This window comes from Streptomyces sp. MS19 (assembly GCF_047200595.1).
Taxonomy (GTDB): Bacteria; Actinomycetota; Actinomycetes; order Streptomycetales; family Streptomycetaceae; genus Streptomyces.
Map to the genome: position 1 here is coordinate 108,335 of NZ_JBJZOH010000010.1, position 20,039 is coordinate 128,373.

At 73.9% G+C, this 20,039-nt stretch carries 18 protein-coding genes; 2 read left to right on the plus strand and 16 right to left on the minus strand.

Annotation, left to right across the window (positions count from 1 at the left end; all coding sequences use genetic code 11):
- Positions 1 to 201 precede the first annotated feature (201 nt).
- The 6 genes from ACL02R_RS13275 to ACL02R_RS13300 all read right to left on the minus strand — a co-directional run bounded on the left by ACL02R_RS13275 (position 202) and on the right by ACL02R_RS13300 (position 7,273).
- Positions 202 to 435, minus strand: a complete 234-nt coding sequence (locus tag ACL02R_RS13275; protein ID WP_362961075.1) for a DUF397 domain-containing protein — start codon at positions 433 to 435, stop codon at positions 202 to 204.
- A 255-nt stretch (positions 436 to 690) separates the two neighbouring features.
- Positions 691 to 1,581 carry an anchored repeat-type ABC transporter permease subunit gene (locus ACL02R_RS13280; protein WP_412797078.1) on the minus strand — a complete coding sequence of 297 codons (891 nt, stop codon included), beginning with the start codon at positions 1,579 to 1,581 and terminating at the stop codon, positions 691 to 693.
- Positions 1,581 to 2,324, minus strand: a complete 744-nt coding sequence (locus tag ACL02R_RS13285; protein ID WP_412797079.1) for an anchored repeat-type ABC transporter ATP-binding subunit — start codon at positions 2,322 to 2,324, stop codon at positions 1,581 to 1,583. The genes ACL02R_RS13280 and ACL02R_RS13285 overlap by 1 nt, the downstream gene beginning before the upstream one ends.
- Complete coding sequence (locus ACL02R_RS13290) at positions 2,321 to 3,313, minus strand: TIGR03773 family transporter-associated surface protein (RefSeq protein ID WP_412797080.1); 993 nt, start codon at positions 3,311 to 3,313, stop codon at positions 2,321 to 2,323. The genes ACL02R_RS13285 and ACL02R_RS13290 overlap by 4 nt, the downstream gene beginning before the upstream one ends.
- Positions 3,314 to 3,362: 49 nt before the next feature.
- A complete protein-coding gene (locus tag ACL02R_RS13295; protein WP_412797081.1) occupies positions 3,363 to 4,943 on the minus strand; it encodes an anchored repeat ABC transporter, substrate-binding protein in 1,581 nt (526 codons plus the stop codon).
- A gap of 98 nt (positions 4,944 to 5,041) precedes the next feature.
- Positions 5,042 to 7,273, minus strand: coding sequence for a choice-of-anchor M domain-containing protein (locus ACL02R_RS13300; protein WP_412797082.1), 2,232 nt, complete (start codon positions 7,271 to 7,273; stop codon positions 5,042 to 5,044).
- 201 nt (positions 7,274 to 7,474) lie between these two features.
- Between ACL02R_RS13300 and ACL02R_RS13305 the strand changes: the two genes are divergently transcribed.
- Both ACL02R_RS13305 and ACL02R_RS13310 read left to right on the plus strand, forming a co-directional pair.
- Complete coding sequence (locus tag ACL02R_RS13305) at positions 7,475 to 8,119, plus strand: choice-of-anchor M domain-containing protein (protein ID WP_412797083.1); 645 nt, start codon at positions 7,475 to 7,477, stop codon at positions 8,117 to 8,119.
- Positions 8,120 to 8,251: 132 nt separating this feature from the next.
- Positions 8,252 to 9,781: a PLP-dependent aminotransferase family protein gene (locus tag ACL02R_RS13310; protein ID WP_412797084.1), complete on the plus strand. Its 1,530-nt coding sequence runs from the start codon at positions 8,252 to 8,254 to the stop codon at positions 9,779 to 9,781.
- Here ACL02R_RS13310 and ACL02R_RS13315 read toward each other — a convergent pair.
- From ACL02R_RS13315 to ACL02R_RS13360, 10 genes are all read right to left on the minus strand, one after another.
- Positions 9,747 to 11,192 (minus strand): UbiD family decarboxylase domain-containing protein, encoded by a 1,446-nt coding sequence (locus tag ACL02R_RS13315; RefSeq protein WP_412797085.1) that lies wholly within the window; start codon positions 11,190 to 11,192, stop codon positions 9,747 to 9,749. The genes ACL02R_RS13310 and ACL02R_RS13315 overlap by 35 nt on opposite strands.
- On the minus strand, positions 11,189 to 11,566 hold the full coding sequence (locus ACL02R_RS13320; protein WP_412797086.1) for a chorismate mutase: 378 nt from the start codon (positions 11,564 to 11,566) through the stop codon (positions 11,189 to 11,191). Before ACL02R_RS13320 ends, ACL02R_RS13315 begins: the two co-directional genes overlap by 4 nt.
- Positions 11,563 to 11,943: a cupin domain-containing protein gene (locus ACL02R_RS13325; protein ID WP_412797087.1), complete on the minus strand. Its 381-nt coding sequence runs from the start codon at positions 11,941 to 11,943 to the stop codon at positions 11,563 to 11,565. The genes ACL02R_RS13320 and ACL02R_RS13325 overlap by 4 nt, the downstream gene beginning before the upstream one ends.
- Before the next feature lie 141 nt (positions 11,944 to 12,084).
- A complete protein-coding gene (locus ACL02R_RS13330; protein ID WP_362961105.1) occupies positions 12,085 to 12,753 on the minus strand; it encodes a flavodoxin family protein in 669 nt (222 codons plus the stop codon).
- A 64-nt stretch (positions 12,754 to 12,817) separates the two neighbouring features.
- Positions 12,818 to 14,122: a TrpB-like pyridoxal phosphate-dependent enzyme gene (locus ACL02R_RS13335; RefSeq protein WP_412797088.1), complete on the minus strand. Its 1,305-nt coding sequence runs from the start codon at positions 14,120 to 14,122 to the stop codon at positions 12,818 to 12,820.
- 62 nt (positions 14,123 to 14,184) lie between these two features.
- A complete protein-coding gene (locus ACL02R_RS13340) occupies positions 14,185 to 15,453 on the minus strand; it encodes an MFS transporter (RefSeq protein WP_412797089.1) in 1,269 nt (422 codons plus the stop codon).
- 1 nt (position 15,454) lies between these two features.
- A complete protein-coding gene (locus ACL02R_RS13345; RefSeq protein WP_412797090.1) occupies positions 15,455 to 16,672 on the minus strand; it encodes an ATP-grasp domain-containing protein in 1,218 nt (405 codons plus the stop codon).
- 40 nt (positions 16,673 to 16,712) lie between these two features.
- Positions 16,713 to 17,459 (minus strand): B3/4 domain-containing protein, encoded by a 747-nt coding sequence (locus ACL02R_RS13350; protein ID WP_412797091.1) that lies wholly within the window; start codon positions 17,457 to 17,459, stop codon positions 16,713 to 16,715.
- A gap of 216 nt (positions 17,460 to 17,675) precedes the next feature.
- Positions 17,676 to 18,278 carry an anthranilate synthase component II gene (locus tag ACL02R_RS13355; protein WP_412797092.1) on the minus strand — a complete coding sequence of 201 codons (603 nt, stop codon included), beginning with the start codon at positions 18,276 to 18,278 and terminating at the stop codon, positions 17,676 to 17,678.
- Positions 18,275 to 19,801 (minus strand): anthranilate synthase component I family protein, encoded by a 1,527-nt coding sequence (locus tag ACL02R_RS13360; protein ID WP_412797093.1) that lies wholly within the window; start codon positions 19,799 to 19,801, stop codon positions 18,275 to 18,277. Before ACL02R_RS13360 ends, ACL02R_RS13355 begins: the two co-directional genes overlap by 4 nt.
- Between the last annotated feature and the right edge of the window lie 238 nt (positions 19,802 to 20,039).

Below are 20,039 nucleotides of genomic sequence, written 5' to 3' on the forward strand. Positions count from 1 at the left end.
GGGGACCGCCGGAGCCATGGGTGTCCGGCGGCCGGACCCGGTGGCGGACATGGGAACCCTTCAGGGAACGCGGAACTGCGCGGGACGGGTGGGGGGGAGGTGCCAGTATCCCCGACCGGAGTCCGCCGCGAAGGGAGTTCTCCGCACCCGCCGGAACGGGCGCCGGGGCGAACGCCGGAACGGACGGCGCGGCCGCCGCCGTCAGGCGGTCAGGAAATCGAATTCACCCGACTTGGCACCGGTGACGAAGGCGGCGACTTCCTCCCGTGTGTAGACGAGGGCGGGCCCGTCGGGAAAACGGGAGTTGCGCACCGCGACCGCGCCGCCGGGAAGTGCCGTGAGTTCCACGCAGTTGCCCTCTCCGATGCTGGCGCTGCTCTTGACCCACTCGGCCCCGGTGATTCCGTCCGCGGGCGTGCCGTTCTCGAACGTCATGGCGAACCGTTCCTTTCGTGTGCGCGTCGAGGGCGTACGGGGATCGTGCCGGCGCTCGCGCGTCCCGGGTCCCCAGGTTCCCGGGTCCCGAATGCAAGAACATCTGCAATTTCACGGGCCCGTCACCGGAGAACATGTCCCGTCCGCGCCCCGCTAATGTCCCCCGTACGAGGGTCATTCGGGGCACGCGCCGCACGCCGTGCACCACCGCGCGCACCCCTTGCGCCCCGCGCGTGCTCTCGTGCCATGCGCCGCTCAGACCAGCGCGCCCCCCGGCACCGGCCGCCCCCGGTGCCGCAGCCACAACCGGGCCACCAGCCCGTGCCGCGGCGCGGCCAGCCAGACGAGCAGGAAGACCCCGGTGGCGACGAGCACGACGGTCCCGCCCGCCGGCAGGTCCAGGCTCCACGACAGGTAGATGCCGGTCAGCGCCGCCAGCCCGCCGAGGAGCGGGGAGAGCAGCATCATCACGCCCAGCCGGTCCGTCAGCAGCCGCGCCGTCGCGGCGGGCGTGACGAGCAGGGCGAGCACCAGCACGTTCCCGATCGTCTGCACGGAGATCACGACGGCCACCGCGACCATGACGCACAGCGCCATGTCCAGCCAGAACACCGGCAGTCCCAGCGCCCGCGCCGACTCCCGGTCGAGCGAGACGGCCACGAACTCCTTGTGCAGCGCGAACGCCAGCGCCAGCAGCGCCACGGCCGACAGCGCCACCACGTACAGGTCCTCGTCCGGGATGCCGGTGATCGAGCCGAAGAGGAACGCCTGGAGCGACCCCGAGTACCCCGGCGCCCGCGAGATGATCACGATCCCCAGCGCGAACGCCCCCACGAACAGCACCCCGATGACGCTGTCCTCCTTCAGCCTCCGCGTCTGCGACAGCACCGCGACCGCCACCGCGGTCAGCACCCCCGCCACCGCGCCGCCGAGCACGAGGTTGCCCTGCACGACGAACGCGACCGCGAGCCCGGGGAACACAGCGTGCGACACCGCGTCCCCGATGAACGCCATGCCGCGCAGGACCACATGGCAGCCGATGACCCCGCACACCGCCGAGGAGACGAGCGCGACGAACAGCGCCTTGGGCAGGAACGCCAGCGCCGGGTTGAACAGGTCCGCGACGAAATCCGCGGGTGACAGCATCACGCCACCCCCAGCCCGGCCAGCAGCGGGCTGCCGGGACCGACGCCGAACGCGGCCTGCCACGGCGCCGCGTGCCGCAGCTCGTCCGGTGTGCCGTCCGCGACCACCGTGCGGTTCACCAGCACGAGGCGCGAGCAGGCGTGCAGCGCGCCCAGCAGGTCGTGCGTCGTCATCAGCACCGCCTTGCCCTCCCCGGCCAGTTCGGCGAACAACGCGGTCAACTGCTCCTGCGTCGGCATGTCCAGGCCGGTGAACGGCTCGTCGAGCAGCAGCACGGCGGGCTCGGCCACCAGGGCGCGCGCCACGAGCACACGCTGCCGCTGCCCGCCCGACAGCTCACCCACCGGCCGCCGCCGCAGCGCGCCCATCCCGACGCGCGCGAGCGCCGCCTCCACCGCCCGGTGGTCCGCGAGACCCGGGCGCCGCACCCAGCCGACGCGCCGTACGCGCCCGTACAGCACCGCGTCCCGGACACTGACGGGGAAGTCCCAGGCGAACTCGTGCCGTTGCGGCACATAGCCCACCCGGTGCCGTACGCGCGGGACCGGCGCGTCCTCGACCGTCACGCGCCCTTCCGCGCGCCGTACCAGGCCGAGGACGGAGCGCAGCAGCGTCGTCTTGCCGGCGCCGTTGGGCCCGGCCAGACCGACGAACTCGCCCGCCGCCACGTCCAGCGAGACATCGCGCAGCACCGTGCGCCCGCCGAGATCGACGCGCAGGCCGCTCACCGAGAGGGCGGTCACGCGTCCCCCTCGCGTTCGGCCTCCTGCTCGGCGCGCGCCCGTGCCCGGCGACCGCGCAGGGCGGTGGCACCGGCCAGCGCGAGCAGCACGACGGCGGCGGCCCCGGCGCCCAGCAGCACGGCGGACGACGGGCCGCTGTCCTCGTCGCCCTCGCCGTCGGCCTCGGCGCCGCTCTCCGGCGCCGACGACGAGGCGGATGCCGAAGCGGACGGCGAGGGCGACGATCCGGCGGACGCCTCCTGCGCCGCGGCGGCGAACGCGTCGGCCGGGTCGGTCCCGTCCCCGACCGCGAACCACAGCGGCACCCGGTCCGACACCTGCTCGCCGCCGACGAGTTCGGCGGCGACCTCGACATCGAGCGCGTACACGCCCGGCTCGGTGAACACCCAGTTGGCGTGCGTGTGCGTGTTCACATCGACCCAGATGTCCTGCGGTCCCGCCTCGTCACCGTCCCACAGCACATCCGGCGCGCCCAGGTCACCGTTCTGGAGGAACACCGAGAAATGCCCCGGGCCCTCCACTCCGTGCAGCGTCAGCGTGACGCCGCGCGCCACGCTGTCCATGACCTCCGGGTCCTGCGTGTTCCAGCCGAGCCACACCACGTCCGGCTGCTGCGTCTGCGGGATCACGTGCACGTCGCTGCCGGGCTCGGCGTCCAGGAAGCCGAACTCCGGCCGGTCGGGCGCCTGCTGGATCGCCGCGTCGGCGACGCGCACCACGATGTCGTCCGGCGTGTGCCAGACGGGCGGTACCACGGAGTCGTCCCGGCCGGCGAGGCGCCAGTCGCCGTCCAGGAAGCGCGGGCCGATGTCCACGTGCCCGGTGTCGAGGACTGCCTGGTCCCCGGCGACCTCCTCGTCGGGCGCCAGCGTCTGGTCGAGGTCGTCGTCGGGCGGCGCGGTGGCGGCGGAGGCGCCGGCGGCCGGCAGCAGCGCGCACGCCGCCGCGAGCAGCGCGGCCAGCGGCAGCCGCAGGGCGGGAACGGGCATGGCGGGGGTCCTTCTCTTGGTCGGTCGGGTCAGGTCAGGTCGGGCCGGGTCAGCCGAGACAGTCGAGGAGCGAGCGGGCGTTGGCGCGCATCATCTGGACGTAGCTGTGCACGTGTTCGTCGAACGCGTCGCCGTACAGCGGGCAGACGCGGACGCCCTGCTCCTCCGCGATGCTGACCAGCGTGCTGGAGCGCGCGGCCAGGTTGGGTTCGAGGAAGACGGCGGGCACGTGCAGTTGGGCGATCGTCTCGGAGAGTCTGCGCCGCTCCGCCAGGCTCGGTTCGGTGGCCGGGCCCGGCGTCACGAAGCCGGCGATGGAGAGCCCGTAGGCGGCGCCGAGGTAGCCGAACGCGTCGTGTGTCGTCACGAGTTGGCGGTGCGACTCCGGGATCTCCCCGATGGTCGCAGTCATCTCGTCGTCGAGATCCGCCAGTTGGTCGAGGTACCGCTCGGCGTTGTCGCGGTACGCGCGGGCGTGCGCCGGATCGACGGTGGTCAGCGTGTCGCGGATGATCTTGACGTACGCCATCGCGTTGCGCGCGTCGTGCCACAGGTGCGGGTCGATCTCGCCGTGCACATGGCGGCCGAGCACGGCCTGCGGCAGCTGGTACACGTCGTCGCCCGCCCGGCCGAGGAAGCGGAAGCGCGGGTCGCCCGGCACCTCCGTCAGCGCCCGGCCGGGCACGTCCACCACCGTGCGGTCCAGCGCCAGCACCTCGGGCTCCCCGTGGACATGCCCGTCACGCGCCGGTTCGGGGTCGGCCCGCAGCACCAGCCGGCCGTCGCCGTCCGGCGCGTCGAGGTCCACGGTGACGTCCGCGTGCCCCTCGCCCAGCACCTCCGCGCCCGCCATGCCCGGCACCGAGTGCGGGTCCACGCCCACCGCGAACGTGACCGTCCCGCCGCCGAGCGGGACCGGCCGTGTGCGCGGACCGGTGGCCAGTTCGGCCTCCATCTCCAGCCGGTAGACGCCCGGTTCGGTGAACGCCCAGCTCATGTGGGTGTGCGCGTCCGGCGGCAGCGGCGCGGTGTCCGTGGCGTAGCCGTCGCCCGCGTCGAAGCCGTCACCCGAGTCGAAGAACACCGACGGTTCGCCGAACGTCTCCGTCAGATAGCCCACGAGGTCGCCGGGACCGTCGAGCCCGACCGCCTTCAGCCGCACCTCGGACGTGCGGTCGGCGCCCAGCGCGGCGCCCGTGCCGGCCACGCGCAGGCCGAGCCAGACGGTGTCGAGCGCCGCGTTCTCGACCAGCGGGATGATCTCCGCGCCGTAGGCCGCGCCGCGTTCGGCGAGCGACACGTTCGGCACGCCGTCCGGCAGGTTGGCGTCGATGGTGCGGATGAGGTTCTGCTCCTCCAGCATCAGGTAGTTGGTGAACGCGGCGTCGGCGTAGACGATGTCGCGCACGTCACGCAGCGACGGCTCGTACGTGTGCGGGTCGCCGCCCTCGGGGACGAGGGAGTGCACGTCCGCGAGGTCGCCCGCGACGTTGCGCGCCAGGTCGGCGAGGATGCCGGTGGTCGTGACGACCTCGACACGGCCGTCGTCCCCGGTGCCGTCCGGCGCGCGGCAGCCGCTCAGCGCCAGGGCGAGCGCCGCCCCGAGGGCGAAGGCGCCGCGTGCGCGCATGCGTGTCTCCATGGTGGTCAGCGGGTTTCCGTCAAGTGGTCCGGAGCGTGCGCCCCGGCGCGGATGGTCGGTCCGCGCCGGAGCGCACGCCGTCTGGGTTACGCGCGCCCGGCCCGCCGGCGCCGCGCGTACAGCACGCCACCGGTACCGGTGACGAGCAGCGCCAGCGCGGCCGCGAGCGCGAGGGGCGGCAGGTCGCTGCCGGTACTGGCGAGGGAGCCCCCGCCGCCGGCGGCGCCACCCGCGAGCTGGTCGTCCGACAGGTCGCACGGCTCGCCGTCCGCCGTCCGGCCGACGGTGCTCGTCTGCGCCTGCGCGCCCGCCGTCCGGACGGTGGCGTCGTCGGGCAGCTCGCCCACGGCGAAGGTGTACTCGGCCGTGCGGCTGGTCAGCGAACGTCCCGAAGCCGGGTCGGTCGCCACCGCACGGACGGTCAGCGTGTACGCGCCTTCCTCCGTGAACGTCCACTGCGCGTGCGTGTGCGCGGGCGTCTCCTCGCGCAGCGAGCCCGGCAGCTGGTAGCCGCCGCCCTCAAGCAGCGGCGCGGCGCCGCCGAAGGAGGTCGTCGAGTAGAGGTACACGTCGCCGGGACCGTTCACGCCGGTGATCTCGATGGTCACGTCCGTGTAGTCGCTGCCCGCCGTGCCGTTGGTGTCCCAGCCGGGCCACAGCAGGTCCGAGTCCTGGGTGAGCGGCAGCAGCCAGCCGGACGGGGCGCCCGGGTAGGACGCCGGGATGCCCTCGGTGAACGCGTCCTCCTTGACGTGCAGGAGGACGTCCTCCGGCTCGTGCGCGACGTGCGATCCGGTCACGTCCTCGGTGAGCCGGAGGTCCAGCTCACCGCCGTCCACCCCGACGGTGAAGGCGTCCACATGGCCGTGGTCCAGCACCACGCGTTCTCCGGCGGGGGCCGAGGTCCCGGGCTCCTCCGACGGCTCCTCGACGGGGTAGCACGCGGGCGCGGGGTCCGGGTCCTGGCCGGCGGGGCCGGGCGGCGCGGTGGCGGGCGGGGTGGGCGTCGCGCCCGGGTCGTCCGGCGTGCCGGGCGGGTCGGTGGGCGGTGTGGGCGTCTGCGGGTCGCCGCCGCCGGGCGGGGGCTCCTCGTCGGCGCGCACGCGCACGGTCACCGCCGCCGACTCCGCGATCCGTTCGCCGGACGCGTCGTACAGGGCGGCCTTGACGCGGCGGCCGTCCAGCGCCTCGGTGGCCTCGAAGGAGTACGACGCGCCGTCCGCGCCGTCCGCCGTCTCCCAGTCGCCGCCGGGGTCACGGACGGACCAGCGGTACGCGCCGTCGCCGCCCGGCGGGTCCTGGGCGGCCGTCAGCTCGACGGTGTCGCCGGGCCGGTAGCTCTGCGCGAGCCCGCCCACGGTCAGCCGGACGGGCTGCTCACCGCCGTCGTCCACCACGTGGACCGTCACCGGTTCCGACTCGGCGGCCACCTCGCCGCCGCCGTCGAGCAGCGCGGCCTTGACCTGCTCACCGTCCGTACGGGCGGTGCCGTGGTACGCGGCGCCGTCCCCGTCGCCGCTCTCCGTCCACGGGTCGGCGGCGGAGGCGCGGGTGTACCAGCGGTAGTCGTCGAGGTCCGTCGCGCCGTCCGGCACGGCGGTCAGCTCCACCGGGTCGCCCGGCCGGTAGCTGTCGGCGAGCCCGGACACCGACAGGCCCACCGGTTCGGCGGGCGCGTCCCCGACCTCGAAGTGGTAGGTCTCCTCGCCGCTGGTGAGGACCGCGCCCGTCGCCGGGTCGGTCGCGCGGGCGTGGACCGTGAGGAAGTAGTCGCCCGCCTCGGGGAAGACCCACTGGGCGTGGGTGTGTGTCGGGCGGGCCTCGCGTATCTGGGCGGGCAGTTCGTAGCCGCCGCCGACGAGGAGGGACTGTGGTTCACCGAAGACGGACAGCGTGTGGAGGCTGACCGTGCCCGGTCCCTCGACGTCCGTGATGTCGAGGGTCACGTCCGTGTACCCGCTGGCCGCGGTGGCGTTGGTCTCCCAGCCGGGCCAGATGAGGTCGGGGTCCTGGGTGAGCGGGAGGACGTACGCGGCCGGTGTCCCGGGGAAGCCCGCGGGGATGTCGTCCCACGCCTGCTCCTTGACCTTGAGGACGACGTCCTCCGGCTCGTGGCGGACGCCGCGGCCGGTCACGTCCTCGGTCAGGTCGAGCTGCAACTCGCCGCCGGAGACGGACACATGGAACGCGTCGATGTGCCCGTGGTCGAGCACGAGCGGCTCGGCGGCGTGGGCGGTGCCCGCGACGCCGGCCGCCAGCGCGGCGGTCAACAGGCCCGCGACGGCGGCGCGCCATCGCGAGCGCTTTCGGATGGTCATGACGGTGGATCTCCCCTCAGTCCCGCGACTTGCGCCCCGCAGACTATATGAAACGACAATCGTTATCGACATCATGAACGATTCCGGCATCCGTCACACCGGGGGGCACCGGACGCCTGTTGATAATGATTGTCATTTTATCTAGGATGCGTCAGGCGTTCACAGCGCACCCCCATCCCTTCCGTCGAACCGGAGGTCCGCATGTCCACCCGTCTGACCCGCGCCGTCCTGTGCTCGGGCGCCGCAACCGCCGCGCTCACGCTGGCAGTCGGCACCGCGTCCGCCGCGCCCGTCGTCCTCTCCGAAGGCCACGTCGATGTGATCGACATCTCCTACGAGGACGGCGAACTCGGCCTCGGCCTGCACGACGAGACGACCGGCGCCGGCGTCGAACGCGACCCGGCCGACGTCACGCTGTGGGTCAAGCCCGAGGCGGAACTCGCCGTTCCGTCCAACCCGGCGTACTCCTTCCTCGGCTCGCCCGGCGACCCGGTCTGGATACTCCCGCAGAGCCTCGACCCCGACCTGCTGTACGCGGGCTGGGCCGCGCACGAGGTGCCCGCCGGCGTGTTCGAGGACGACACCGTCACCGTCGAGCTGACCTCCGTCAGCGGCCCAGGCGACGTCAGTTCCTGGGACATCGTGGCCGCGCAGCCGGTCCTCAACTTCGACAGCGGTGACGGCCTGCCCGACGCGTTCGACGTCTCGGCGGGCGGCCACCACCACACCAACTGGGGCTTCGAGGCGGAGGGCGACTACACCCTCACCTTCGAGGCGAGCGCCGAACTCCCCGACGGCACCGTCGTGACGTCGGACCCGACCGCGTACCACTTCACGGTCGGCTGAGCTGACTCCCGGGCCGGGCACGGCGCTTCCCCCGCGCCCGGCCCGGGTCGCCCACCCGTGCCGCCCGCCTCTGTCAGTGCCCCGTGCCACACTCGGCGAGGAGAGACGGAGGAACGGGAACGGGGGGCGGCCATGGGGTCGGTGGAACTGCTCATCGTGCTCGACCGGGACGGCGGCACGCCGCTCCAGCAGCAGGTGTGCGACCAGGTCGTCGCCCTCGTCCGCGCCGGACAGCTGCGGCCGGGCGACACCATGCCGCCCTCCCGCGACCTCGCCCAGCAGCTCGACGTGTCCCGTACGGTCGTCACCCGGGCGTACGAACTCCTCGCCGCCCGGGGCGTCGTGACCGCCAGGCGCGGCTCGGGCACCACCGTCGCCGGTACGCCCGCCGCCCCCGTCCCCCCGCCCCGCCGCGCCCCCGCCGCCCTCGCCCCCCAGCCGCCCGTCCCCACCGACGGCGCCAACTCCCTCTGGCAGCCCTGGGAACCGCCCCCCGTCCGCCAGCCAGGCGTGGGCATCGACTTCCGCCACGGCACCCCCGCCCTGGCCGACTTCCCCGTCGCCCGCTGGCGCCAGTCCCTGCACGCCGCCTACGCCCGCGCCGACGCCGCCGCCCTCGGCTACGGCCCGGCCGAGGGCTCCCCCGCCCTCCGCGCCGAGATCGCCGCGCTGCTGCGCCACAGCCGCGCCCTCGACGCGTCCCCCGACCGCGTCATGGTCACCGGCGGCGCCACCCAGGCGCTCGACATCCTCACCCGGATACTCGTCCGGCAGGGCGACGTCGTCGTCATCGAGGACCCCAGCCACACCGTGCTGCGCCAGGTGTTCGGCTGCTCGGAGGGCGCGGTGGTCCCCGTGCCGGTGGACGAGGAGGGGCTGCGCGTCGCCGACATCGACGCCCACGTGCGGGCGCGCGGCCTCGACCCGGCGCGCGTACGGCTGGTGTACGTCACGCCGTCGCACCAGTTCCCGACCGGCTCGATCATGTCCGAGGCACGCCGCCGCCACCTGCTGGGCTGGGCGTACGAGCGTGGCGCGACCGTCCTGGAGGACGACTACCACAACGAGTTCACGTTCACCGCCGAGCGGCTCCCCGCCCTGGCCGCCGAGCGGCACCGCGACACGGTGGTGTACGTCGGCAGCTTCAGCAAGACGCTCTTCCCCGCGCTGCGCATCGGCTACGCGGTGCCGCCGCCGCGCCTCGTCCAGCCGTTCCTGGGCATCAAGTGGATCACCGACCGGCTGACGCCGACCGTCGCGCAGGAGGCGCTCGCCGACTTCATCCGCACCGGCGCGTACGCCCGGCACATCAGCCGGATGACGCGCCTGTACCGCCAGCGCAGAAGCCGTCTCCTCGGCGCGCTGTACGAGCACTTCGGCGCCGGGGTCCGCGTCTCCGGGGAGGCGGCGGGCCTGCACGTCCTCGTCACCCTCACCGGGCTCGACCCCCGCCTGGAGGACACCGTGGTCCGCCTGGCGGCCGGGCGCGGGGTGCGGATCTACCCCGCGTCCGGCTACTTCGTCCAGGAACCGCCGGACCATCCGGCGTACCTCATGGGCTACGCCACGCTGCCCGCCCCCCGCATCACCGAGGGCGTCGCGCTGCTCGCCGACGCGGTGCGCGAGGCTACGGGACGGGGGCGGCGGCCCCCGGCGCCGTGAACGCGGGCCTGCGGAACCGGTCGCGGTGCGCGTACGGCACGGTGCAGTCGAAGTGCGCCTTCGCCGTACGCCCGTCCGCCGAGACCGTGTCCGAGTACGCCGTGGACTGCGTCGGGTCGAGCGGGAAGCCAAGACGGTCGGGCAGGACGGCGATGTCCCGGTCCGCCTGGAGCCGGGTGACCACCGCCCACCACAGGTCGGCGTCCGACTCGACGTCCACGTCCTCGTCCACCGACACGACCAGCTTCACCATCCTGAACTGCTCCAGGACGGCCTCGCCCGCCGCGCGCACCACCGCGTCCTCCCCGGCCGACCGCTTCGCGCGCCACTGCACCACCAGCATCAACTGCCCGCCACCCGCCGTATGGCAGTGCACCCCGGCCACCGGCGCGCCGCGCCCGCGCAGCACGTCGAGGACCGCCGCCTCCATCCCGAAGCCGAGCAGCACCGACTGTTCGTGCCCGGGACCCGAGACGGTCTGGAACATCGCGCCCTCGCGCGCCGTCACGCCCGTGACCCGCACGGTCGGCAGCCCCGGGTGGGCGCGGCCCTGGTAGCCGAGGAACTCGGGTGTCGCCGCCGGGCCCTCCGGGTTCTCCGGCACGGGCCCCGGCAGCAGCTCGCCCTCCAGGACGTACTCGGCGTGCGCGATGTACTCCGCGTCCACCGTGCGGCAGGTGGACAGTTCGACGGGCGCGCCGCCCAGCGCGCCCGCGACGGCCAGCTCGTCCGTCTTCTCCGGCACGAGCGACGTCGGGCAACACGACGACAGCAGTATCGCCGGGGCCAGCCCGATGTGGACCGCGACGGGCAGCGGGCGGCCGAGACGCTGCGCCGCCAGGTGCGCCGCCTCCAGGTCGCGGCCCGGCACCATCCAGATGGACAGCAGGTCGGGGCCCTGCACGCACATCCGGTGCACGGACAGGTTCCGCACGCCCGTCTCCGGGTTGGTCGCCAGGACCGCGCCGAGGGTGAGGTACGGGCCGGCGTCCTCGTCGGTGAGCACCGGCACCGGCAGCGCGGTCAGGTCCGGCGGCAGCGCGACCCGTTCCGGCACCCGCTCCTCCCGTATCCGCACGGGCTGCACGGGCGCGGCGACCGCGTCCAGCAGCCGGGCGGGCAGCTCGGCCGGGGTCGTGCCGAGCAGGGCGGCGGCGCGGCGGCGCGTCCCGTACAGGCCGATCAGGACGGCGCGCGCCTCCGCGTCCGGCACACCGGGCGCGACCCGTTCGAAGAGGACGGCGGGCCCGGGGCCGGTCGGCGGCGGGGCCGGGGTCCCGGCCCACTTCGCGTACCGGTGGGAGACGCCGAAGCGCGCCGGGACCTCCTCCCGCACCCGCACCAGCTCGCCGGGCAGCGGGTCGAGCCCGGCGAGCGCGGTGCGCAGGTCGGCGAGGCGGGGCGGCGTCACGTCGCCCCGTCCCCGGCCCCGGTCGTGCTCCCGGCGGCGGCGCGCCGTTCGTGGAGCCGTTCCATCTGCATCGCGGTCAGCTCCGCGATGAGGGCGCGGTAGGCGGCCTCGGCGATCCCCGGCGGCATGCCGTGCTCCTCGGCCAGCGCCCGTACGCGTGCGACGACCTGCTCGACGCGGCCGGGCGAGCGGACGGTCCGCTCGTCGCGCTTGTGCTCGGTCAGCTCGCGGACGACGGCGGTGCGTTCGGCGAGGAGGGCGACGATGCGGCGGTCGAGCGCGTCGATGGTGACGCGCAGTTCGGCGACGCGCTCGGCGACCGGCTCGACGGTGGGCTCGGCGGCGGGCTCGGCGGCAGGCTCGGCGGCGGTCACGGGGCGGGCACCTCGTCGATCACGTAGACGACGGTCGGCTCGGCGTCGGAGCCCTGGGAGCGGTGCCGCTCGTCGCCCGGGATGATGAAGCCCATGCCGGGGCGGCAGGGCACCGAGCGGTTGTCGAAGTGGATGGTGAACGTGCCCTGGAGCACGTACCCCTGGTGACCGCGCTCGCACCACTCCGCCTCGTTGAACCCGGCGGGCAGCTCCATCAGGCGGATGCGCAGGCCGCCGGTGTAGGCGAGCTTCACGCGGCCGTCGGCGCCGGGCTTGTGCCACTTCTCCCAGGGGATGGAGTCGAAGTCGATGCCGACGAGTGCCGGGACCGCCGCTTCGGCGGCCTCTGCGGAACCGGAGGTGGGCGTGGTGGTCATGAGTGGTGTCTCCTCACTGGACGGTGGGGGTGGTGAACGGTACGGGGTGGCACGGCGGGCGCGCGGTCGCGTACGGCCGCGCGCGTACGCCGGGCCGGGGAGGTGAGCGGATGTGGGGGGACTGTCCGGGAAGGTGCCTGCTCAGGACGCCGAACGGTGGCGCTGGACGCGCTCGTTGCGGTCGTCCAGGGGCAGCACCTCCCCTTCGCCCGAAGCGGCGCTGCGCAGCAGCAGCGTCATGTCGACCATGCGGTGGATCATGCGTTCCAGCGCGTCCAGGCCCTCCGTGTCGTGGAGTCCTGGGGTGCCCGTCGCGTTGCGCAGCAGGGCGGGGAAGCCGCTGCCCACCAGGATCATCCTGTTGAGCAGCAGGTTGTCCACGAGCTGGTGGTGCACCGAACCGTCGCTGTAGCGGCGCCCGGTGACGATGATGCCGCCGACCTTGTTGGCCAGCGGCCGGTCGAAGCGCAGGAAGCCGACGCCCGCCCGTTCGACGAAGATCTGCATCAGGTGGGCCAGGCCGAAGCCGTGCACCGGCACGGCGTACACGATGCCGTCGGCCTGCTTCATCTGCTCGACGATGGCCGGCATGTCGTCCCTGACCTCGCAGGGCAGCGTCCGGCTGTTGCAGTCGCCGCACGGGCTGCACGGCGAGATCCGGTGGTCACGCAGGTGGATCTGCCGGAAGACGCCACCGCGCTCCCGGACGAGGGTGCCCGCGTGGTCGAGGGCGAGATCGGTGTTCCCTCCGGGGCGTTCCGACCCGGAGATGCCGAGGATGACGGGCTGTGCTCCTTGTACGACGTGCATGAAGGTCCCCCAAGAGTCACGGGCCGGGCGGGCCGGTCCTGTGCATCCTTCGCTCCCCGCCGGGTCAGTCCGTGAGCTTCCCGGCGAAGTAGTCGATGTACGCCTGCATGTCGAAGTGGCCGTGTCCGGAGAGCGAGAAGAGGATCGTCCGCTCCTCGCCCGCCTCGCGGGCGGCGAGCGCCTCGTCGATGGCGGCGCGCACGGCGTGCGTGGACTCGGGCGCCGGGACGATGCCCTCGTTGCGCGCGAACGTGACCCCGGCCTCGAAGCACGCCGTCTGCGGCACGGCGCGTGCCTCCAGGTAGTCGAGGTCCTTGAGCGCGCTGATGATCGGCGCCATGCCGTGGTAGCGCAGCCCGCCCGCGTGGATGCTCGGCGGCACGAAGTCGTGGCCGAGGGTGTGCATCTTGGTCAGCGGCGTCATGCCCGCCGTGTCGCCGAAGTCGTAGTCGAAGCGCCCCTCGGTGAGGCTCGGGCAGGAGGCGGGCTCGACGGCGACGGCGCGCACCGCCCTGCCGCCGCGCAACTGCTCGCCGAGGAACGGGAGGGCGAGGCCGCCGAAGTTGGAGCCGCCGCCCGCCGCGCCGATCACGACGTCCGGGTAGTCCTCGGCCAGCTCCATCTGGAGCAGCGCCTCCTGGCCGATGATCGTCTGGTGCATCAGCACGTGGTTGAGGACCGAGCCGAGCGCGTACTTGGCGGCGCCGTTGCTGGCGAGCGCCGCCTCCACCGCCTCGGAGATGGCCAGGCCCAGGCTGCCGGGCGAGTCGGGGTCGGCGGCGAGCGCGGCGCGGCCCGCCTCGGTCGTCTCGCTCGGGCTCGCCGTGACGCTCGCGCCGAACGTCTCCATCAGCCCGCGCCGGTACGGCTTCTGCTGGTAGCTGACCTTCACCATGTAGACCTCGCAGACGAGGCCGAAGTACTGGCAGGCGAGGGACAGCGAGCTGCCCCACTGCCCGGCGCCGGTCTCGGTGGTGAGCCGCTCCACACCGGCCTGCTTGTTGTAGTACGCCTGGGGGATCGCCGTGTTGGGCTTGTGGCTGCCCGCCGGGCTGACGCCCTCGTTCTTGTAGTAGATGCGGGCGGGCGTGCCGAGGGCCTGCTCCAGGCGGCGGGCGCGGACCAGCGGGCTGGGCCGCCACTGCCGGTACACGTCGAGGACGGCGCCGGGGATGTCCACGGTGCGCGCCGTGGTGAACTCCTGCTCGATCAGCGTGTCGGGGAAGAGCGGCGCCAGGTCGGCGGCCGTGACCGGCTCGCGGGTGCCGGGGTGGAGCATCGGGTCCAGCGGCTTGGGCAGGTCCGCCACCACGTTGTACCAGGTGGTGGGCATTCGGTCCTCGGAGAGCAGGAACTTCGTCTGCGGCATGGCAACTTCCTGTCGATCGGGTGGAACCGGTGCTGTGCGGCGGGCGGTCCGACCGGGGACGGTCAGCCGCCCGGCCCCCGCGCGTCCGCCGTCCTGGCCTGGCCGGTGGGCGGCGCGGGGGTGTCTGCGGGGTGCGGTGCGGCGGCGAGCGGGGCGGGGCGCGTCCGCAGCAGCGCGTAGGCCGCCATGCCGGCGAGCGGCGCGGCGAGCAGGATGAGGAAGACGGGTTCGCGGCCCTCGGCGGTCCACACGACGCCGAGGCCGACCGGGACGACGAGCCTGGCCACGCCGAGCACGAAGCCGTTGAGCGCCATGAAGCTGCCGACGCGCCGCTGGTCCACGTGGTCGGCGATGTAGGTGGGGACGACGACGGAGACGATGATCTCGCCGAGCGTCCACACCGCCGTGGCGGCGAGGATTGCCGTCAGCGAGAAGCCGAAGGCGATCACGGCCAGGCCGAGGCTCCACAGCAGGCCGGCGACCAGGAGCAGCGGCTTCGTGCCGTAGCCCCTGATGTGCTTCTCCATGACGAGGCCGAGGCTGACGACCACGACGCTGTTGATCGTGTAGACGGCGCCGACGAAGCCCGCCGACTCGTGCAGTTCGGTCGTGATGGCCAGCGGCAGCGCGTACTCCAGGCCGATCAGCGGCACGACGTAGAAGAACGAGACGAGGACGAGCAGCAGCACGTGCCCGTGGCCGAGCGGCCCGGCGCGCCGCCGCTCGCGCGGCCCGTCCGCGCGTGCCGGCCGGTCTCTCGGCACCCACACGGCGATCAGCGCGGCGCAGACGAGGCCCGCGAGGATGTTCCCGGCGAACATGACGCCGTACGAGTACGCCGCCGCGACGCCGCCGAGCAGCGGTCCGACGCCCATCCCGAGGTTGTTCCCGACGTAGCTGAGCGTGTAGGCGAACGGGCGCTGCTCCGGCGTGGTCAGGTCGGCGACCAGCGTGTTCGACGCCGGGCTGAACGCGCCCATGCCGACCAGCGCGACGAACAGCAGCGCGCCGTACGTCCACGGCGGGCCGTCGAGCACGGCGAGGCCGAGGTAGCCGCCCGCGTTCAGCAGCAGCGCGGCCAGCAGCGCCGTACGTCTGCCGCGCAGGTCGCACAGCGGGCCGCTGAGCAGGCTGCCGACGAGCAGCCCGGTGCTGCCGACCGAGATCAGCAGGCCCGCCTCGCCCGCGCTGAGCCCCTCGCCGCGCACCAGGTAGACGGCGAGCAGCGGGAAGACGAACATGCCCGCGCGGTTGACGAAGGAGGCGAGGAACAGCACGCGCAGCGCGAGCGGCAGTTCGCCGAACCGTGTCCAGAACCGGGTCCAGGCCATGTCACACCCGCTCGGTGCGGACGTGGAACGCGTCGCGGACGGTCTTGAAGCGCGCGCGGACGTCCTCGAAGTCCTCGCCCTCGCACACGTACCAGCCGAGCACGTCGTTGGAGCGCGTCGGCGGGGCGAGGACGTCACCGACGCCCTTCCACACGTCGGCGGCCAGCACGCCCTCCAGCGCGGTCAGTTCGCCCGCGCCGGTGATGCCGGTGATGCGGCCGACGGCGGGCGAGCCGAGGTACTCGGTGCCGATCTCCGGGCCGAGGCGTGCGGCGGGCCGGTGGCCGGGGTCGAGTTCGAGGCGGCACCACTCGCCCGCCAGGTTGATGCCGCGCCCCGCCTCGATGGCCGGGACGATCGAGCCGCCGCCCGCGCGGGCACCCGCCTCGCCGAACACGACCGCGCCGTCGTCCTGGAGGAAGAACTCGGCGTGCACCACGCCGGTCCGCAGCCCGAAGCCGCGCAGCACCACCGCGTTCAGCTCCAGGATGCGGCGCTCGCCCGCCGTCAGGCCGTACTTGCGGGAGATCGTCCCGCCCGGCTCGTCGCGGTACTCCAGGACGGAGTACGTGTAGCGCGACAGTTGTTCGAAGACCGGCTCGCCGCCCTGGAAGAGCGAGTCCACGTGGTACTCCGCGCCGCGCACGAACTCCTCGACGCGGTACTCGTGCCGGTCGTCACCCATCAGCGCCCACACACGGTCGAGGTCCGCGCGGTCGTCCACCCGGTACGTGTCGCCGCAGGCCCAGCCCGCGTACGGCTTGACGACGACGGGGTAGCCCACCGCGTCCGCGAACTCGGCGACGGCGCCCACCGTGTCGGGGCGGCAGGAGCGGGCGACGCGGACGCCCAGTTCCTCGGCCCTGCGGTGCATCACGTTCTTGTCGCGGAAGTTGAGCGCCTGGTCGGGCACGAGACCGGGGATGCCGTGGTCGCGGCGGCTGTGCGCGGCGGGCAGGACGTCGCCCTCGAACAGCGGGAAGATCCGCTCGACGGCGTGCTCGGTGACGATCCGGTCCACCGCGGCCCGTACGGCGGCCGTGCTGTCGAGGTCGGCGTGGTGGCACGGCAGCCCCTCGGCCTCCGGCGCCTCCTCGCCCTCGGGCAGCAGCACGACGGTGCGGACGCCGAGCCCGGCGGCGGCCTCGGCCACCGCGCGGAACTGGGCGGTGTAGCGTCCCGCGGCGGGCCGGTGGACGACCAGGATGGAACGGTCCATGGGGCAACTCCTCGGTGGGGTCGTGGGGGACGGGCGCGGCTCAGCCGAACAGGACGGCGGACGGCGCCGACCGGTCGAGGACGAGCGGCGGTTCCGCCTTCACGCCGAGCCCGTCCAGCGCGTCCGCGAGCGCGCCCAGCGCCCGTTCGACGTCCGCGCGGCCCTGCGCGTGCGCCGACTCGGCGGTGAGCAGCAGCCGGTGGCGCCCCACGTCGGTCCGCACCATGTCGCCCTGCCGCCAGTTCCAGCGCCGCGAGTGGGCGCGGCCGGCGGAGTCGGCGTAGACGATCTCGCCGGGGTCGGGACGCTCCGGCCGGTCCGGCGCGCCGAGCGGCAGGAACGTCTCGGTGCCGTCGGCGGGCCTGACGGACAGCTCGCCGGCGATGTCCCCGACGTCGCAGGAGGCCACCGGCAGGCGGAGGTCGAGCGACGTGGCGTTGCACAGGTCCACCAGCGCGTTGATCCGCGGCAGCCGGTCGCCCCTGGCCACCCGGCGCAGGACGGACTCGGCCGCGCAGGGGAAGCGGTTGGGGTTGACCCCGGTGATGCGGTAGGCGTCGCGCCAGGCGGCGATGGTGGGCAGCGCCGAGACGTCCGCCTTGCCGAGCCGTTCGGCGTGCAGGCGGTCCTCGGCCGCCGTGAGCAGGGCGTCGGTGGCCCGTGCCTCCCGCGCGACGTCGGCGGTCGGCACGGCGATCAGCCCGAGCACGTAGCCGGGGACGCGCGCCGTCAGCCGTGCGTCGACGGTGACGGCGAGGCTGCGGTCGCCGGGGCGGGTGCTGTCCATGAGCGCGGTGGTCCTTCGGTGAGTCGGTGCGGGTGACGGGTGGGGCGCGGTGGTCGGCGTGGGGTGTCGTGGTCGGCGTGGGCGTTGCGGCGTCGTGACTGACAGTAAGCAGTCGGCGGCATGCCGGATGTGGCCAATTCCCAGGAATTCCATCAGGCCACTTGCGCGCCCGCCGGGCGCGGCGCACCCGTCACGCCGCGTCCCCGGCGCGCGCCGTCAGCCCCGCCCGGCCGCCGGCACGGCCCCCGCCTCCGCCCCGGCACCCGCCAGGAAGTTGGCGAACAGCCTGCTGCCGTCCTCCGTCGTCACGCTCTCCGGATGGAACTGCACGCCCTCCACGGCGAGCGTCCGGTGCCGCACGCCCATCACATAGCCGTCGTCCCGCGACGTCGCCGTCACCGCCAGCTCGGCCGGCGGATCGGTCACGATCAGTGAGTGGTAGCGCGTCACCGTCAACGGGCGCGCGGCGCCCGCGAACACGCCCCGCCCGTCGTGCTCGACCGGGCTCGTCTTCCCGTGCATCAGGTTCCGCGCGACGGCGATCCGCGCCCCGTACGCCAGGCCGATCGCCTGGTGCCCCAGGCAGACGCCCAGCAGCGGCACGCGCCCGGCGAACGCGTGGACCAGCTCGACGTGCCCCGAGTCCGCCGGGTGCCCGGGACCCGGCCCGAGGACCACGGCGTCCGGCGCCGAGTCCACCAACTGCTCCACCGTGCGCGTCCGCGACCGCACGACGTCCGTCTCCGCCCCGAGCGTGAGCAGGTATTGATCGATGATGTGGCTGAAACTGTCGTACGCGTCGACGAGCAGGACCCTCACCCGAGCAGCTCCTCACCGGTCAGCGCCCAGTACGTGGCGCTCATCTTGGCCAGCGTCTCCCGCCATTCGGCGACGGGGTCCGAATCCGCGACCACGCCGGCCGACGCCTGGGTGCTGTACCGCTCCCCGTCGTGCACGACCGTGCGGATGCACAGCGCGAGCACCGCGTACCCGCGCATGTCGACCAGCCCCAGCGCCCCCGCGTAGATGCCGCGCGGCTGGTCCTCGACGTCGTTGATGATCTCCATGGCCCGCAGCTTCGGCGCACCCGTCATGGTCCCGGCGGGGAACGTCGCGCGGATCGCCGCCCACACGTCCGTGCCCTCCCGCAGCCGCCCGGAGACCGTCGAGACGAGGTGGTGGACGTACGCGAAGGGCTCGACGTCCATCATCGTGTCCACCGACAGCGTCCCCGGCACGCACACGCGCCCGATGTCGTTGCGGCACAGGTCCACCAGCATCACGTGCTCGGCCTGCTCCTTCGCGCTCTCACGCAGCAGCTCCACCCGGCGCCGGTCCTCCGCCGGATCGGCGGCGCGCCGCGCGGTGCCCGCGATGGGGCGCATCGACAGCGTGCCTTCCTCGACGCGCACGAACAGCTCGGGACTCGCGCCGATCACCGTCCGCCCGGCCCAGGGGACGAGGTACATGTACGGCGACGGGTTGCGGTGCCGCAGCCGACGGTAGACCTGGGCGGGCGTCAGGTCGCTCTCGACATCGATGCGGTGCCCGATCTGGATCTGGTAGCTGTCGCCCACGCCGATGTGGCCCAGGCACCGCTTGGCGCGCGCGACGAACGTCTCCTCGTCCACCGTGTCGCGCACCGAGCGCGGCGCAGGGGCCGGCGGGACCGCCGCGCCGCCGCCGTCCGTCCCGGCCGCCACGCGGTCCACGACCGAGAGCAGCGGCTCCTGCCCTTCCACGTCGCCGAACAGCGGTCCGTCGGCGCGCAGATGGCGCACGCCGCCGCGCCGCAGGTCGTACCAGACGGTGTCGCGGAAGAGCGTCAGCGTGCAGCGCGGCGTCTCGGGTCCCGGCGGCGGCGGGGGCAGTTCCTCCATGGCCCAGGCCGCCTCGTACGACAGCGTCGTGAGGAAGCCGAAGGCGAACGAGTCGGCGGGCAGCGCCGTGCGCACGTCGAACGCGGCCTGCGCCGCCCGGACGAACGGCCACATCCCGTCGGCCCCCGCGAGGCGCCACACGGCGACCTGCCCCGCCCGGACGACCGGCTCCCCCGCGGCGGCCGTCAGCGCGCCGACCAGCGCCTCGCCGAGGGCGCCCGGCGCGGACAGCTCCACGCGGTCGGCCCACACGCGCAGTTCGGCGAGGCGGCCGCAGCCGACGGCGGTCCAGTACCGGTCGCGGTCGGGGCCGTCGAGGCTCTCGAAGAGGTAGGTGTCGCCCTGTTCCCGCGTCGCGGCGAGTGCTTCGTACAGGCGCGGCGCGTCGACGTGCGGTAAGGGCTCGGCGACCACGCGCACCGGCACCCGGCCGCCGCGTACGGCGGTCTGCGCGGCGGTCATGGATCGGACGGTCTCCCCGGCGACGGCGCCGGGCGGATACGCCTGCGACTGCAACGACATGACGAATGCCTTTCTGATCCGCCAGGACCGTCAGGGCTTCGGGGACGCCGCTGCCACACCCGCGACGCGCGTAGAAAGCACACACACCGGGACCACTCCGTCCCGGCTCCCCCGTTCACCCCCGGCCACTGACGCGACGTACCAGCGGCGTAACTGCGCGCGAGGTGATTTCATCAAA

Coding starts and splice junctions, on each gene's coding strand:
- ACL02R_RS13275 (WP_362961075.1), bottom strand. CDS start 435: ATGACGTTCGAGAACGGCACGCCCGCGGACGGAATCACCGGGGCCGAG.
- ACL02R_RS13280 (WP_412797078.1), bottom strand. CDS start 1,581: ATGCTGTCACCCGCGGATTTCGTCGCGGACCTGTTCAACCCGGCGCTG.
- ACL02R_RS13290 (WP_412797080.1), bottom strand. CDS start 3,313: ATGCCCGTTCCCGCCCTGCGGCTGCCGCTGGCCGCGCTGCTCGCGGCG.
- ACL02R_RS13295 (WP_412797081.1), bottom strand. CDS start 4,943: ATGCGCGCACGCGGCGCCTTCGCCCTCGGGGCGGCGCTCGCCCTGGCG.
- ACL02R_RS13300 (WP_412797082.1), bottom strand. CDS start 7,273: ATGACCATCCGAAAGCGCTCGCGATGGCGCGCCGCCGTCGCGGGCCTG.
- ACL02R_RS13305 (WP_412797083.1), top strand. CDS start 7,475: ATGTCCACCCGTCTGACCCGCGCCGTCCTGTGCTCGGGCGCCGCAACC.
- ACL02R_RS13310 (WP_412797084.1), top strand. CDS start 8,252: ATGGGGTCGGTGGAACTGCTCATCGTGCTCGACCGGGACGGCGGCACG.
- ACL02R_RS13325 (WP_412797087.1), bottom strand. CDS start 11,943: ATGACCACCACGCCCACCTCCGGTTCCGCAGAGGCCGCCGAAGCGGCG.
- ACL02R_RS13330 (WP_362961105.1), bottom strand. CDS start 12,753: ATGCACGTCGTACAAGGAGCACAGCCCGTCATCCTCGGCATCTCCGGG.
- ACL02R_RS13335 (WP_412797088.1), bottom strand. CDS start 14,122: ATGCCGCAGACGAAGTTCCTGCTCTCCGAGGACCGAATGCCCACCACC.
- ACL02R_RS13340 (WP_412797089.1), bottom strand. CDS start 15,453: ATGGCCTGGACCCGGTTCTGGACACGGTTCGGCGAACTGCCGCTCGCG.
- ACL02R_RS13345 (WP_412797090.1), bottom strand. CDS start 16,672: ATGGACCGTTCCATCCTGGTCGTCCACCGGCCCGCCGCGGGACGCTAC.
- ACL02R_RS13350 (WP_412797091.1), bottom strand. CDS start 17,459: ATGGACAGCACCCGCCCCGGCGACCGCAGCCTCGCCGTCACCGTCGAC.
- ACL02R_RS13360 (WP_412797093.1), bottom strand. CDS start 19,801: ATGACCGCCGCGCAGACCGCCGTACGCGGCGGCCGGGTGCCGGTGCGC.